The 16445-nt window shown below is 46.2% G+C and carries 12 protein-coding genes; 4 read left to right on the forward strand and 8 right to left on the reverse strand.

What is annotated here, in order from left to right:
- The 6 genes from L3J94_00860 to rpmH form a co-directional block, all read right to left on the reverse strand.
- Positions 1-2148 carry an LPS-assembly protein LptD gene (locus L3J94_00860; GenBank protein MCF6217304.1) on the reverse strand — a complete coding sequence of 716 codons (2148 nt, stop codon included), beginning with the start codon at positions 2146-2148 and terminating at the stop codon, positions 1-3.
- Between the two features lie 3 nt (positions 2149-2151).
- A complete protein-coding gene (mnmE, locus tag L3J94_00865; protein MCF6217305.1) occupies positions 2152-3540 on the reverse strand; it encodes a tRNA uridine-5-carboxymethylaminomethyl(34) synthesis GTPase MnmE in 1389 nt (462 codons plus the stop codon).
- A complete protein-coding gene (gene yidC, locus L3J94_00870; protein ID MCF6217306.1) occupies positions 3509-5161 on the reverse strand; it encodes a membrane protein insertase YidC in 1653 nt (550 codons plus the stop codon). Before yidC ends, mnmE begins: the two co-directional genes overlap by 32 nt.
- Before the next feature lie 3 nt (positions 5162-5164).
- A complete protein-coding gene (gene yidD, locus L3J94_00875) occupies positions 5165-5389 on the reverse strand; it encodes a membrane protein insertion efficiency factor YidD (protein MCF6217307.1) in 225 nt (74 codons plus the stop codon).
- Positions 5374-5730, reverse strand: a complete 357-nt coding sequence (gene rnpA, locus L3J94_00880; GenBank protein MCF6217308.1) for a ribonuclease P protein component — start codon at positions 5728-5730, stop codon at positions 5374-5376. Before rnpA ends, yidD begins: the two co-directional genes overlap by 16 nt.
- 214 nt (positions 5731-5944) lie before the next feature.
- Complete coding sequence (gene rpmH / locus L3J94_00885) at positions 5945-6079, reverse strand: 50S ribosomal protein L34 (GenBank protein ID MCF6217309.1); 135 nt, start codon at positions 6077-6079, stop codon at positions 5945-5947.
- A 349-nt stretch (positions 6080-6428) separates the two neighbouring features.
- On the opposite strand from rpmH, the gene dnaA reads away from it, so the two are divergent.
- The 4 genes from dnaA to gyrB all read left to right on the forward strand — a co-directional run bounded on the left by dnaA (position 6429) and on the right by gyrB (position 12983).
- A complete protein-coding gene (gene dnaA, locus L3J94_00890; protein ID MCF6217310.1) occupies positions 6429-7769 on the forward strand; it encodes a chromosomal replication initiator protein DnaA in 1341 nt (446 codons plus the stop codon).
- A 538-nt stretch (positions 7770-8307) separates the two neighbouring features.
- Complete coding sequence (gene dnaN, locus L3J94_00895) at positions 8308-9411, forward strand: DNA polymerase III subunit beta (protein MCF6217311.1); 1104 nt, start codon at positions 8308-8310, stop codon at positions 9409-9411.
- A 45-nt stretch (positions 9412-9456) separates the two neighbouring features.
- Complete coding sequence (gene recF / locus L3J94_00900) at positions 9457-10542, forward strand: DNA replication/repair protein RecF (protein MCF6217312.1); 1086 nt, start codon at positions 9457-9459, stop codon at positions 10540-10542.
- A 29-nt stretch (positions 10543-10571) separates the two neighbouring features.
- The gene (gene gyrB / locus L3J94_00905; GenBank protein MCF6217313.1) at positions 10572-12983 is read left to right on the forward strand and encodes a DNA topoisomerase (ATP-hydrolyzing) subunit B; all 2412 of its coding nucleotides are present in this window, start codon (positions 10572-10574) and stop codon (positions 12981-12983) included.
- 91 nt (positions 12984-13074) lie between these two features.
- Here the strand turns inward: gyrB and L3J94_00910 are convergent, their stop codons facing one another.
- Both L3J94_00910 and L3J94_00915 read right to left on the reverse strand, forming a co-directional pair.
- Positions 13075-13491, reverse strand: a complete 417-nt coding sequence (locus L3J94_00910; GenBank protein ID MCF6217314.1) for an acyl-CoA thioesterase — start codon at positions 13489-13491, stop codon at positions 13075-13077.
- A gap of 10 nt (positions 13492-13501) precedes the next feature.
- Positions 13502-16420 carry an insulinase family protein gene (locus L3J94_00915; protein MCF6217315.1) on the reverse strand — a complete coding sequence of 973 codons (2919 nt, stop codon included), beginning with the start codon at positions 16418-16420 and terminating at the stop codon, positions 13502-13504.
- Positions 16421-16445: the final 25 nt, after the last annotated feature.

A 16445-nucleotide genomic window follows, 5' to 3' on the forward strand; every position in this document is an offset into this window, starting at 1 on the left:
TTAATTTTCTTCAGAAAAGCCTCTGATTTTAGAGCCAACACTGGTCAGCCCCTTGAGTTCGAATTGTACCGCGATGCCACTATTGCGACCGCCATCATTATCACTGATATATTCTTGCGCCGCTATGCGCACACGCCAGCAACAATTATCATACTCAAGCCCTAGTTGAGTATTGAGCGCACCATTACGGTAAAAAGAGTAGGTTACATTGCCCATCATTGACCAGCGACTACTCAATGGCCAACGAGCTTGCAGGGTGCTTTGCTTGATGAGTGTGCGACGAAAATTCAGCCCCAATGAAACCCGGCGTTTTTTGTCCCGCTCAAAAGCCACTTGAAAATTAGCCTTCTCAAGCCAACCCTGACGAGTATTCCACTCCGCCAAACCACGGGTGGTTACAAAGCGGTTTACCTCGCCATCAATCGCTGCCAAAAGGTTTGACCACCCTTTTTCGGTAATGGTTTCATTTGGAATAGTTACCCGCTGTTCACTTAAGTGATAAAGCTGACCTAGGCGTATTTGCAGACGTTGGCGACCCTGCTCATCAAACCAACGACTAGCCAGTGACAGGGTGACTCTCTGCTCATCACCTACTCGATCGATGCCACTGTAACGGTTTTCTGTAAAGAGCGAGTCAAAATCAAACTCACTCAGTTGTGTATCAAACAACGTACCACTGGCGGGCAGACTATCTTGATCCCGATAGGGTACATAGAGAAGGTAGAGCCGGGGCTCTAATGATTGCTGGTAATGTTTTTCACCGATCTGCAGGCTCCGCTCAAACCACAGGCCACTATCAAGGCTTACCCTCGGCAGCTGGCGCATTTCACCCGAGCCATTATTGACCCAGTAGCCTGTCGCCTGCCAGCTGATAGTTGGTTTCAAGTAGGCTGCACTGTCACCATAGTAGGCTGAAAGCGTCGGTTTTATATCCAAACGCAGTGCGTTTAAACCACCACTCTGACGAAAAGAGGCAAACTCACCCTGTAGCGAAAGCTTGACACGCTCGGCAAGCTCACGGTAGTGGGCAAAGCGCAGCTGGGGAAGGCGCTGGGCTGGTGGGGTGGCAGCTGGTATTTCATCCAGGATTTTATTATTTTGCAGTGCCAACGAACCATACCATGCATCATCGGCATAACTCAGCACCGCCTGGCTCTCAAGCAGGCGGCTACTGTAACGCTCTTTTTCTCGACTCAGGTCACGGAAGTAGTCACGGTCACTGATTTGCTGGAAGTTTATGGATGCTTGCCAGGCCTGCCAATAACTTTGATTCTGGTAACGTACAAAGTGGCGCGCACGCGCACTCTGTTGGTCATTATCCATATATTCAACATCAAGCTGCCCCTCGCCATTATCATTCAAATAACGAAATTCACCCGTTAATTGGGTGCCGCGCTTGCTCATTTGATGAACCGAGAGCGTGGCATCACGGTCAGGAGCGATATTCCAATAAAAAGGAATGGTTACCTCCTGGCCAACACTTTTTGATGAGCCAACATTGGGTAGCAGTAGTCCGCTTTTTCGCTCGCCCAGCGGGAAGTTGATATAGGGGAAGTAGAAGACTGGTACGCCCATCATTTCCAATCGCATATGTTTAGCCACACCGCTGTTCTCTGCCGGTTTCAAGGTGATGGTTGCGGCACGAAAGCGCCAACTCTCATCACCCGGCGGGCAGGTTGTGTAGCTCGCATCTTCCAGCAAAATCTGCTCTCTGTTGATAATGGATATTATCTCAGCCGCGCCGCGGGCAGCCTGGCCCGCTATTTGGTACTCCCCCCCCTCCAGGGTCATCGCTTCATCCTGAACATTCAGCATAATCCGCCGCCCCTTCAGCAGCAGACCCTCCTCGATGAGAGAGATATTCCCTTCGGCAGTAATTTGTTGATTTTCATGGGAGTAGAGCATCTGCTCGGCACGCAAAAACCGTACGCCTTGGGTCAGTTCAATATCACCACGCAGCCTGATATCGCCCTTTCCCCAGGACTCACTCTCATCAGCACTTATAAAAATGGTCTGCTCATCTCCTGTTGACGCGGGCGGCGGCAGACTCGGCAGTGGCGCAAAACAGCTCTGCTCCGCCTGTACGTTATGGCTTATCGACAGACTGCCGAAAAGGAGTGCAGCGAGGGGTAGATGGCGAAATTTCACACTCTATTTACCGATACAGAAGCTGGAAAATATTTTCCCTAGCAACTCATCACTGCCAAATTCTCCAGTAATTTCATTCAGTGCACCTTGTGCCTGACGGAGCTCTTCTGCTAGCAGCTCACCCGCGCCCATACCCAATAACTGTGCTTCGCCCTGGCTGATATGCTGCATCGCTCTATTCAACGCATCCAGATGACGATGACGCGCCATAAAGCCGCCTTCGGCACCACTCTGATACCCCACACAGGCTTTAAGGTGTTGACGCAATAACTCAACACCTTCGCCCCGCTTCGCTGAGAGGCTTATGGTCGGAATGGCAGCCTCTTCATCAAATGCGGCGTGTTGAGAGTGATTATCAATTTTGTTGCGTATCAAGGTCATCGGTGGAGATGGCTCGGACAACTGGTCAATAATCGACTGATCTTCAGCGGAAATCCCTTCTGCGCCATCCACAATCAATAACAGCCGGTCCGCCTTACTGATTTCGTCCCGCGCACGTTGGATACCAATTTTTTCAACCTGATCACTTGTTTCGCGCAATCCTGCGGTATCAATAATGTGAAGTGGCAGGCCATCGATCAATATCTGTTCACGCAAGAGATCCCGCGTGGTACCGGGAGTATTGGTCACAATGGCGGAGTCGCGGCCCGTCAAGCGGTTAAGCAACGTTGACTTGCCCACGTTGGGCTGGCCGGCAATAACAATGGTTGCCCCTTCACGTAACAGCTGACCTTGATGAGCTGAGTCAATTACCTGCTGAAGTGATGCTTTTAACTCTGCAACCTGTGCGGCGACATTCCCCTCGGTGAGAAAGTCGATCTCCTCTTCGGGGAAATCTATGGCTGACTCAACATAGACACGTAAATTAATAAAGCGCTCAACCAGTTGGTTAATCTGATCTGAAAAAGCACCTTGCAGTGAGCGCAGTGCCATGCGGGCGGCCTGTTGCGACGCGCTATCAATTAAATCAGCAATGGCTTCAGCCTGGGTAAGGTCAAGTTTATCGTTCAGGAAAGCTTGTTCAGAGAATTCGCCGGGCCGGGCGATGCGTGCACCTAACTGCACAACACGCTCAAGTAACATATCCATCACTACCGGGCCACCATGGCCTTGCAGTTCAAGTACATCCTCTCCGGTAAATGAGTGGGGGTTAGGAAAAAATAGCGCAATTCCCTGGTCTATAGCCAGGCCATCGCTATCTTTAAAAGGAAGGTATTCTGCTCGACGAGGCGAAAGTTGTCGCCCCAAGACCTGCTCAGAAATGGCGGCTGTAGCGGGGCCTGAGACACGGACAATGCCTACGCCACCTCGACCGGGCGGCGTAGCCACTGCTGCGATTGTCTCATGACAACCCAGCAGCCTATCCCCCTGCTTCGACTTTCTTGGTGACATACCACTGCTGCAAAATCGATAGCAGGTTGTTGAAGAACCAGTACAGAACCAAGCCAGCGGGGAAAAACGCGAAGAAGATACCAAATACAATCGGCAGTGACATCATCACTTTTTCTTGTATTGGGTCACTTGGCTTAGGGCTAAGCCGCTGCATAATAAACATACTTATCGCCATCAAGAGTGGCAATATATAATATGGATCTGGAGATGAGAGGTCATTCAACCACCACATAAAATCAGCCTGGCGAATCTCTACGCTCTCTACAAGTACCCAATAGAGTGCGATAAAGACAGGGATTTGTACCAGAATCGGCAGACAACCCGCTAGCGGATTAACCTTCTCCTTCTTATACATCTCCATCATCGCCTGACCCATTTTCTGGCGGTCACCATCGTGGCGCTCTTTAATCGCCTCCATCTTAGGCTGCAACTTACGCAAGTTAGCCATCGAACGATACTGTTTGTCTGTGAGTGGATAGAAACAAAGCTTGATAATTATGGTGAGTACGATAATCGACCAGCCCCAATTACCCAGAATGTCATGGATAAAACGCAGTAACCAAAATAGCGGCTCGGCCAATACACTCAAAATACCGTAATCAACGGTCAAGCGAAGGTCAGGGGAGGCCAGCTCCATACGCTCTTGATCTTTAGGACCAATAAACATGCGTGTATGCAGTGTTTCGCTCTCACCTACGGGTAATGTTTTCTCGGCGGTGCTGATGCCGATAACATATCGGCCATCACTCAACGCCTTCGAGTAGAAGCGATTATCTTCGCCATCATTCGCTAACCAGGCGCTGGTAAAATAGTGCTGTAACATGGCGATATAGCCACCCTGTGCATAGTCATGCTCTGGCTGCCAATCTTCCATGTCATCAAACTGAATCTTCTCATACCTATTGATGCTGTTAGAGACAACCGCACCGGTAAAGGTGTAGATAAAGCTATTCTCACCTTGAATAGAGTAGTCACCACGCTGTAGTTGACGATACATCGCCAGAGAAAGTGGCTTGTTGGTTCTGTTTTCAACTAAGTAATCGATATCAATTTCATAACTGTCACGCTTGAAGGTGAGCTGCTTAACAACCCTGATGCCCTCTTCATTCTGCCAAATTAAATTCACCTTTAGCTCATCTTCACCATCCGCCAAGCGATATTCACTCTTTTCGGCCTCATAAACAGTGTGGTGATCCGGTAATTTGGCATTGCGAGAGATCAGGCCACTCTGCGCAACAAACAGGCGTGGCATGGTGTCATTCATCAGTCGAATAACCTTATCGGGCTCTTGTAGCTCAATGGGGTATTTTAGTAAGCTTGCTTTACGTATATCGCCTCCCGCACTGCTTATCTCAATATCCAAAAGATCAGTAACAATACGAATTGTTTTAGCTTCTGCTGAAGGTGTTAACTGCTGCTCGGTTTCAATGCTCAGCCCCTTGGCAGAGGCGATTTCCGGCGGCATCTCAGGTACTGATTCATCAGCAGGCTGCAGCGGTTTTGCACCCTCTTCATAGCTTATATTTTGAATGGGTTGGCCATGGCGTATCTCCCAACTCTGCCAGAGCAGAAGAGTGGTAATCATCAGCGCAACTATCAATATTAATCTTTGAGTTTCCATTAATTACTCTTTTTTATTGTCAGGAACGGGGTCAAACCCACCAGGATTAAAGGGATGGCAGCGTAACAGACGCCGAATCGTCAGCCAAAGCCCTTTCACACCACCGTGCACTTCAATCGCCTCTTTAGCATAGTGTGAACAACTTGGATAGAAACGACAATTATCGCCTAATAGCGGGCTAATAAGAAGCTGATAACCCCTAATAAACAGAATTAAGATTTTGCGCATCGTTTTACCAAACGAGGCCAGTGCTTTTTCAACGAGTTGTGCAGCGCGCTCTTTTTAGCGCCTGCTACACCATTTCGGTTCATGACCACGATATCCACACCGACTAACTCATCTTGCTGTGCACGAAATGTTTCACGAATGATGCGTTTGGCATAATTACGGTCAACAGCCCTTTTTAAGCGTTTTTTGGTGATTGCCATACCTAACCGGGAGTATCCCAGCTCATTTTTTCTGACCAGCAGGGTAAACAAATTATCAACAGAGCGTTGATCCGGTGCATCGAACACCCGCTTAAAATCCGCAGCGGTCAAAAGTCGCAATTTTTTACTAAAGCCAGCCACACTACTCTCAAATCACTGCATGCTAGCCCGTACATTTCATAAGTTATCTACACTCTCACTTCTCTATACTAATTTCACAAAAGTATTTACCCTGTGAAACCAACACTCTGTGTGGTCTGTGCGAAAACCGATGAAACCTATTGGCTAATAACAAAAATCGGTAGCAGACTAGTGCCTGCTACCGATCTATTTCTCTATTACTTAACCGCCTCTGTTATGCAGAGAGACGGACACGGCCTTTAGCACGACGAGCTCGAATGATTGCTCGACCACCTTTAGTGGCCATACGTGCACGAAAACCGTGTGTGCGTTTGCGTTTAATAACGCTTGGCTGGAATGTTCTTTTCATCGTGGAAGTCCTACAGTTGTATCGATCTTAACGAGCCGCCAAAGATACTTTTCTCGTTAGCTTATGTCAAGTAATTAAATCAGCCCTCATCCCCCGATAGAGACACGCATGCGGCACAAGCGATTGATTCCACAGCAAAACAAAAAATAGCCACCGAACCTGCGGGTGCGACTAATATTTTAGTTTCACTGTGAAACTAAACGCTTACACATTACCTCGCGTTTCTATCGGGGGATGATGGATTAGTCGAAAGCCTTAGATACTGTGGAAAGGTTGTGGATAACTTGCTGCTAAATGCGTAAAATCTATCTTAAAACCTACCCTACTATCTTCCGCAGGTTACCAATCGATGTCCGATTCACTTTGGAAACAATGTCTTACTCACCTTGAAGATGAGTTAAGCACCCAAGAGTTCAATACCTGGATTCGTCCGCTACATGTCATAGAGAGCGCTCAATCCATTCAGTTATTAGCACCGAACGAATATGTTATGAACTGGGTCAAGAGTAATTTCCACACACAAATTAATAGCCACCTGAACCTATTAACCAAAGGGGCGGCACCCGAACTTCAATTTCGCGTTGGCGGCGAAGCACCCAGAATGGTACAAGATAATGGTGGGGTACAGGCAAACCAAAACCACAGCTCCACAAACTTACCCGTACACACGGGTAGTCATCTTAATCCCAATTTTACATTCGATAGCTTTGTTCCTGGAAAAAATAGCCAGCTTTGTTATGCCGCAGCACAGCAGATTGCCTCCAATCCTGGCACTTCCTACAACCCGTTTTTCATCTATGGTGGCGTGGGCCTAGGAAAAACTCATATCATGCATGCCATCGGTAATCATGTGAAGCAACAAAACCCTGCGGCAAAAGTGCTCTATCTGCACTCAGAGCGTTTTGTTCAGGATATGGTAAAAGCGCTACAGCTCAACTCTATTGAAAACTTCAAAAATTTCTACCGTGGTCTTGATTGCTTACTGATTGATGATATTCAGTTTTTTGCTGGGAAGGAGCGTTCACAGGAGGAGTTTTTTCATACTTTTAATGTTCTCCTTGAAGGGCAAAAGCAAGTTGTACTCACTTGCGACCGCTACCCTAAAGAGGTCGATCAACTTGAAGACCGTCTTAAATCCCGGTTTGGCTGGGGACTCAGTGCGCTGATCGAGCCACCCGATACTGAAACCCGAGTGGCTATCCTATTAAAAAAAGCAGAGCAGATCGATATTACTCTACCAAGTAATGTTGCATTTTTTATAGCTAAGCGGATTCGTTCTAATGTGCGTGAGCTTGAAGGCGCACTTCGTCGCGTAACCGCAAACTCAAAGTTTACCGGCAAACCAATCACCCTTGATTTTGCAAAGGATGCACTTAAAGATCTGCTATCACTTCAGGAGAAGCTGGTCTCAATTAACAACATTCAAAAAACTGTCGCTGAGTTTTATAAACTGCGCGTTGCTGAACTGCTGTCTAAAAAACGTAGTCGCTCAATCGCACGTCCACGACAAGTTGCCATGTATCTCTCCAAGGAGCTTACCAGCCATAGCCTTCCTGAAATTGGTGATGCCTTCGGTGGCCGTGACCACACCACTGTGTTACATGCTTGTCGAAAAGTAAAATCACTCATGGATGAGGATAGCCGTATTAGCAGTGATGTGGATAACCTACTGAAGATACTATCAACATAGTGTGCACAATCTGTGTATAAAACAGAGTCGACCACTAAATCGTAGGTTATTCACATTCTATACACAGCTTTTAACTCGCTTTTATGCGACTTAAACAGAGCCTTATCATTTAAATAACCATTTGAATTTATTAAAAAATTACAAGTTATACAGAAATAACGGCTAGCTAATAGTAATAATAGTTCTTTATATTCTATATAACTAATATTAATAAAGAGCCTATTATTCTCAAGAAACAATTAGCCGTTACCCTATTTACTGACTAAGAGTTATCCTCCCTATACGATCATTTTTCATAAAAATAGAAAAGCAGATAATGGCTTATTTCTCTGTCATGTATAATCCTGTAAGCTATTAAAAATAACTACTTTAGTTCTGTTATTATAGGATATATTCTACTCGGTGATTACAGACTTAAAATTTAAAAACTACTCTTCTGATAAAGACACGATATCAAGCACTTGTAGTATTAAAGAGCTGCTCTCTTATCCGATGTGTAGACTCAAAGCTAAAAATTACCATTTAAGGGTAACGTGAAATGAAATTCCTTATTAAACGTGAAGAGATTCTAAAACCACTGCAAGCAATCAGCGGCGTTGTTGAACGTCGTCAGACGATGCCTGTGCTCTCCAATGTATTGCTCAATATCGACAACAAAAAAATGGAACTGAGTGGCACTAACCTGGAAGTGGAGTTAAAAATAGCAGTTACAATTGATTCATCCGATTGTGGTGATATAACGCTACCCTCTCGTAAGTTTCTTGATATTTGCAAAGCACTTCCTGATAACGCAATGATTGAAGTCACCATTGATGAGAATAGAGCGATACTGCGTTCCGGTAAAAGCCGCTTTACCTTATCCACACTGCCTGCAACTGAATATCCTAATATGGAGTCTATAGAGGGTTTAGTGGAGTTCACTATTCCTCAGTTTCAACTCAAGGAACTTATTGAAAAAACACAGTTTTCAATGGCTCAACAAGATGTTCGTTACTACTTAAACGGTCTGATGATTGAAATAAACAGCGACCATCTGCTGAGTGTAGCAACCGATGGCCACCGCCTTGCTCTCTGTGAAATACCTTGCAAGGTCGCTATTAGTGAGCCAAGACAAATCATCATTCCCCGTAAAGGTGTTGCGGAACTATCACGGCTACTTGATGAGAGTGAGAACGAGGTTCTTGTTCGCATTGGCCATAAACAGATTAGAGTTTCGGTTAGAGATTTCACTTTTACTTCAAAGTTGGTTGATGGCATCTTCCCTGATTACAAACGTGTGGTTCCACAAAACTGTGACAAACTTGCTACCGTCGACCGTACTGTTATTCGTCAATCATTAACCCGCGCCTCTATTCTATCAAATGAAAAATATCGAGGCATCCGGCTCCAACTTCAAGATGGGTTGGTTAAAGTGAATGCAAATAATCCAGATTTAGAAGAGGCCGAGGAGGAATTTGAAGTCGAGTACAACGGGCCACCACTGGAAATTGGCTTCAATGTCAGTTATGTGCTTGATGCACTTAATGCGCTAACAGATAGTACCGTTGTGCTTCACTTTAGCGACTCAAACAGTAGTTGTTTAGTGACTGGAAATGTTGAGGGTAATAACTGCAAATATGTCGTTATGCCGATGCGGCTCTGATTAAAAGCTACATTGACTCTTATTTTCCTTATCTCTTAAAACACGATGTCCATCGAAAAGCTGCAAATAACCCAACTGAGAAACCTTGGTTGGGTTGATATATCCCCATCTAGCGATCTCAATATTTTATTTGGCTTAAATGGATCAGGCAAAAGCAGCCTCTTAGAAGCTATTTACCTACTGGCTCATGGTCGATCATTCAGAAGCAATAATATTCGCAATGTTATCTCTCGTGATAATAAGAATCTTGTTGTTTTTTCAGAATTAATTTCAAATTCTATAAAAATACCCATTGGCATCGAACGCGGTGTTGGCCTTAGTCGAACACGTATTGCCGGAAAAAATGCCGCTTCATTAGCTGAACTTGCATCATTACTTCCATTGCAATTTATTGGCCCTGATTTGCAAAAAGCGATTGAAGGTGGACCAAAGGAGCGTCGTACACTGCTGGATTGGGGAGTGTTTCACGTGGAACACTCTTTTTATCAATGCTGGCTTTCATACAAAAAACTACTTAAGCAGCGAAATTCAGCGCTCAGGCAACGACAACACCATCAAACCATCACCTGTTGGGACAGTGAATTGGTGAAAGTTGGAAATAGACTGAATGGTTATCGAGAAGTGTACATACGACTATTACTGCCTTATTTGGATAAATTACTGGATGAGATGTTTTCTCTAACGGATATTAGTTGTTCATTTAACCAAGGGTGGTCAGATGAAAAATCATTTGATGAGATTTTAAAGAAAACATTATCATCAGATATAAAAAAAGGTTTTACAGGTTATGGGCCGCATCGAGCAGATCTTATATTTAAATACTTAGGTTGTTCCGCTGTTGATCAACTCTCGCGTGGGCAATTAAAATTATTAGTTATCGCATTCAAACTTGCACAAGTTCAACTACTTCAGTCGATGCGCTCAAAGTGCTGTATTATCCTCATGGATGATTTACCTGCTGAACTTGATGTTGAAAATAGAAGTAGAGTCTTAAATACACTGTTAAATTCTAACGCTCAACTATTTGTAACAACCACAGAGCGCAGATTAATAGACTGTTCAGAGCTTGCTAATGATAAAGATAAAAAAGTGTTTCACGTGGAACATGGTCTAGTGATAGAAGTGGTATAATAGTTATTCTTCTTGTGGGAGTTTTTTAAATGACAGATAGCTACGATTCTTCGAAGATAAAAGTACTAAAAGGTTTGGATGCTGTGCGTAAAAGGCCCGGCATGTATATCGGTGATACAGACGATGGATCAGGTCTACATCACATGGTATTCGAAGTGGTTGATAACTCGATTGACGAGGCTCTTGCAGGCCATTGTAGTAGTATCGATGTCACTATCCATACAGATGGATCCGTTTCAGTAAGAGATAATGGCCGTGGCATTCCGGTAGATATTCACGAAGATGAGGGACGTTCAGCCGCAGAGGTTATTATGACGGTGCTCCACGCGGGAGGAAAGTTTGATGATAATTCATATAAAGTATCAGGTGGATTGCATGGTGTCGGCGTATCGGTGGTCAATGCTCTCTCAGAATCACTTAAGCTGAAGGTTTGGCGTAATGGTGAGGCTTATGAGCAAGAGTATAAAATGGGTGAACCACAAGCACCCATGAAAGCGGTAGGCCCATCCGATAGAACGGGTACCGAAATCCGTTTTAAACCGAGTGGTGAAACATTCACTAATCTGGAATACCACTACGATATTTTAGCCAAACGCCTGAGGGAACTTTCGTTCTTGAATGCAGGTGTGCGTATAGTGCTTAAAGATAATCGATCAGAGAAAGAGAATATTTTTGAATATGAAGGTGGTATCAGTTCCTTTGTTGATTACTTGAATAAAAACAAAACTCCACTTCACCCTAATGTGATGCACTTTATAGCAGAAAAAGAGGGCACGGTTGTCGAAGTGGCCATGCAGTGGAATGATACCTATCAGGAAAATATCTACTGCTTTACTAATAATATTCCGCAAAAAGATGGCGGTACACATATGGCCGGTATGCGCGGTGCTCTTACTCGTACTCTAAATCAATATATTGAGTCTGAAGGCTTGGCAAAAAAACAGAAGGTGAATACCTCAGGTGATGATGCCCGTGAAGGTTTGACCGCAGTATTATCGGTTAAAGTACCCGATCCTAAATTCTCCTCACAGACCAAAGATAAGCTGGTCTCTTCAGAGGTGAAAGGGATTGTAGAAAATATTGTGAATGAGAAGTTGGGTGAGTTCCTGTTAGAGAGCCCGACAGAAGCTAAAATGATCGCTAATAAAATTATTGATGCAGCGCGTGCTCGTGAGGCTGCACGTAAGGCTCGTGAGATGACGCGCCGTAAAGGGGCGCTGGATATTGCGGGGTTACCCGGTAAATTAGCAGACTGTCAGGAGAAGGATCCGGCACAGTCCGAACTCTACCTGGTGGAGGGTGACTCCGCTGGTGGCTCTGCTAAACAGGGACGTGATCGCCGTACTCAGGCTATTTTGCCACTCAAAGGTAAAATTTTGAATGTTGAAAAGGCTCGTTTTGACAAGATGATCTCCTCGGCAGAGGTGGGCACACTGATTACTGCTTTAGGTTGTGGTATTGGGCGTGAAGAGTTCAACCTGGACAAATTACGCTATCACCGCATTATTATCATGACCGATGCAGATGTCGATGGCTCTCATATTCGCACGCTGTTGCTGACGTTCTTTTATCGTCAAATGCCTGAAATAATAGAGCGAGGCCACATCTATATCGCGCAGCCACCACTCTATAAAGTGAAAAAAGGTAAACAGGAGCGCTACGTAAAAGATGATGCGCAATTGAATGAATACTTATTGCAAACAGCACTCGATAACGCAAGTCTCTATGTCAATGCGGATGCCCCGTGTATTGGCGGAACCGCTCTGGAGAGTATGGCTAAGTCCTATGTTGCTGTGCAGAGTACCGTTCGCCGGCTCTCGCGGCGCTATCCTCAAGAGCTGCTGGAAAAAATGGTTTATATGCCGGTAATGACTGAGCATCTATATAGCGATGACGCTAAGGCTAGCGAGTGGTTTGTGCAGCTTGCGGAGCGCCTTAATGAAGATGAAAATATAGATGGAATCTACAGTATAGAGCTGAGGCGGGAAGATGAAGATGAGCCGTTTACGGCAGTAATAGATTGTCAGATGCATGGTGTGGACAATATCCGCAATATGTCGATGGAGTTCTTTGAGAGTGCTGAATACGGTGTGATCAAGCAGCTCTCAGAGCAGTTAGATGGCCTTCTGGAAGAGAGTGCATTTATTAAGCGCGGTGAGCGTCAGCAACCTATTGATAGCTTTAAACAGGCGATGGAGTGGTTGATGAACGAGGCAAAGCGTGGACAACATATTCAACGCTACAAAGGGCTGGGAGAGATGAACCCTGATCAGCTGTGGGATACCACCATGGATCCTGAGTCACGCCGTATGTTGCAAGTGCGTATTGAGGATGCGGTATCAGCTGATGAAATATTTACCACTCTGATGGGTGATAATGTAGAGCCGCGCCGCGACTTTATTGAGAGCAATGCACTTTATGTCTCGAATCTTGATGTATAGGGTTTAGCTTGTGTGTGAGTGCGGGTATTATTAACCCCGCGCTGATCAATGCAAAAATAACCGACTTATTTAGTGTATACGATTTTCGCGACTATGTAAGATCCGGCTCAGCGTGCGAGAAGAGCGTTTTAATCTCATCTGGCAAGTAGGGCCTGCCCCGATCATTGAGTGAGGTTCCTGTTATTTTAGCCTTTAAAATCAATTTGTTATCGCTTGTTCGGTAGATATCCTGCAAGAAATCAAAACGTACTCTCGATGATTTTACCAAGTTGATGCCAACCCAAAACTGATCACCACTGAGTAGTGGTAGCTTGTAATCCAGCTCAGCACGTATCACGACTAGATTGATGTTGTTATTTGCCAGCTCTGAAAAATTTATACCTCTCTCCAGCAGAAACTCATGACGCGCATGCTCTAGATAGTTCATATAGACACTGTTATTAACAATACCTTGAATATCACACTCGTAATCACGCACCTTTAGTATCAGCTTGTAATCATGTTCCATGATGATGCCTTTATAGCTTAATCTGTTTCAGATTGAGGGCCGATGCCTTATCCAGGGTCTCTTCATTACAGATTACGGCGGTATTGGCCTGGCCGTTAATCAAATAGTGTTCTGCTACCCGTTGTAGGTCATTAATGGTGACTTGTAGCACCCGTGAGCGGAAGTTGCGTCGTTGTGCTGGGGTACGCCCATGCAGGTTGTTATGGAAGGCTCGCTTGGCTTCGCCTGCGGGGGATGCGGGTTGATCCAGGCGAGAGACAATACCGAGGATCGCCTCTTCCAGCATATGTTTGGGTTGTTGCTCGTTGAGCAACCACTGTACCGAGTTATCGAAGTCGGCCAGCGTCTCTGTTAAGCGTGGATCGCGATAAGAGTAGAAGCGGAAGCTACCTGAGCTGCCATCGAAGCTTGCGCCGCCGCCATAAGCACCACCCTGCTCACGAATTGTGCGGTGCAGGAAGCCATTACGCAAGTAGGGAGCTAAAATCATTAATGCGGGTGCATCGAGATGGTTAGCAGCAACACCCGCATAAGCTTTGGCGGTAAAATTAACCTGGGTACTGGTGGTCCACGCCTCAGTGGTTAGACCGGGCGTGTAGTCAATAGTGAAGGGTGTGTGCTGCTGGCTGGCTGGGTGTTGCCATTGACCGAGATTGTTCAAGAACTGCTGGTGGTGCTCTTGCTCTCCAACCACCAGTAGCTGGCGTGGTGCCCGCTGCATAATTTCATGGATCTGTTGTAGTTTATCTGCAAACGCTTGTAGCTCGGCATTTTCAGAAAATGACTTGTCCAGCGCTTTTATCTGCTGAATGCTACACAACCCCTCCCAGTGGTGGGAAAGCGCTGCACTGGGTGCAAGGCGGCTGCTAGCGGCAACCATTGCAAGGCCATGCCCCTGGTCGGTAACCCCCTGTTCACAGTGGAACCGTACCTGAGTGATCAACTCTTTGAGGCGTGGCAACTCATCAAAGCGTGGCTGCTCGAAGGTTTGCTGCATCAGGGAGGTGAGCTTATCCTGGTTATGTACCAGTGCTTTGCTGCTAATAACTAGGAAGCTGTTGGTTCTGTTGACATCATCGGGGTCACCACGGTAGGCGATATTAGCACTGATACCACCACTGACAGCCGCTTGGAAGGCCTGGGTTTCCAGGTAGTCACGACCGGCGCTGCCCACTTCGCTGAGGCAGTCACAATAGAGGGGCAGGAGTTGCTTAAGGCTTTCATCCATATTGGGCAGATCGACAACTAACTGTTGGTAGATCAGACCATTGGTACCTTGCGCATAAAGCGTGGTGGGTATGCCATTGGATGTCTGTTGTGTGCCGTCAGGAATGAGCAGGTCAGAGGGTACATCATTCAGCCCAACTTTTGGTAACACATCCGGGTCATCTTGTTGGCACTGACGTGCTTTTAGTTGAGCGGCCTGATCGATAATCGCTTGTTTCTGCTGTTGGCTCAACTGAGCTTTAATTGCCGCCAGTTGTGCAGCTTCTTGTTGTGCTGAACGCTTATTAAGTTCGCTGTCGGGTTGATAGGTGATGCGAACTCGATGTGGGTTATTGAGTAGCAGGTTTTTGATTTGTTGCTGTATAAAACCGGGTTGAGCAGCCTTTTTACGCAGTGCCGCGAGGCTTTTATCTACATTGAGTTGTGCCACCATATCACCACCATGAATGGCGCTAGAGAGGCCGTTGAGAATCAGTGTCAGACCATAGGGGTAGCTATCTCCCCCCACTTCTCGCTGGCTTAATTCCAATTGGTGCAGCACTGAATCCAGCTGCTCTTGCGCCACTCCCTCTTTAGCGACCCGGTTCAAAACTTCGAGAATAAGTGCTTCTACAGCCTCAGCATTCTCTGCCTCAGCCCCCTCAACCCCGCAGACAAAAACCATCTCCTTGTTGGTATCTTCCAGGCCACATAAGGGTGAAGGTGCATTCGCCAGCTCGGTGGTCTCCAACGCATTACGCAGTGGTGAGGCACTGTTGTCCAGTAACAGGTCGGATAGCAGGTTGGCGGTCAGGTTGGCTTCTAGGTCGGTACTCTCACCCAGCAGCCAGCCGAGATTGATGAAGGTTTTGTTATCACTCTCCTCCTCATCTTCCAGCGCATAATATTTAGTGACGTGCTGAGGTTCGCTGTAGCGCTGCTCGTTGGCGACTTTTATGTTGATATCCAGCTTGTCAAAGCGCTTGAGTGCGTGCTCCTCAAATTGCAGTTGCAGCTCTGCCGCATGGGTATTGCCATAGGTCATAAAAATGGCATTTGAGGGGTGGTAATGGTCGTGGTGAAACGCCTTTAGCTCGTCGTAGCTGAGTTTAGGAATCTCTGTTGGCTCTCCGCCACTGTTGTAGTGGTAGGTGACGGTGGGAAACAGTTGACTGGTTAGCGCTTGCCACAGTGAGCGTGATGGTGAGCCCATCGCGCCCTTCATCTCATTGAAGACGACTCCTTTGTAGACTAGCTCAGAGTCAGGGTTGCCCTCTTCGGCAAACTCTACACGGTGCCCCTCCTGTGCAAAATCTAATTCATTCAGGGTCGGAAAAAATACCGCATCCAGGTAGACCTGTAACAGGTTGGTGAAATCTTTTTGGTTCTGGCTGGCAAAGGGGTAGGCCGTCCAGTCGCTGGAGGTGAAGGCGTTCATAAAGGTGTTGAGTGAGCGGCGGCTCATCATGAAAAAAGGGTCACGAACTGGATATCGCTGGCTGCCGCAGAGCGTGGTGTGCTCTAGAATGTGCGCAACACCTTTAGAGTCATGAGGTACCGTACGAAAGGCCACCAGGAAGACGTTATTGCTGTCATCAGCTGCGATATGAAAGTGCTGTGCACCGGTCTTTTTATGACGATATTCCTGAATCTCTATATTGAGTGAGGCGATGCTTTCGCTGCGGATCCATTCAAAACTTGGAGAGGCCTGGTTTGAGCTCATGCTGTTGCGTTACCTTAGGGAGTTG

This window comes from Gammaproteobacteria bacterium (genome assembly GCA_021647245.1).
In the GTDB taxonomy this organism is placed as follows: Bacteria; Pseudomonadota; Gammaproteobacteria; order RBG-16-57-12; family RBG-16-57-12; genus JAFLJP01.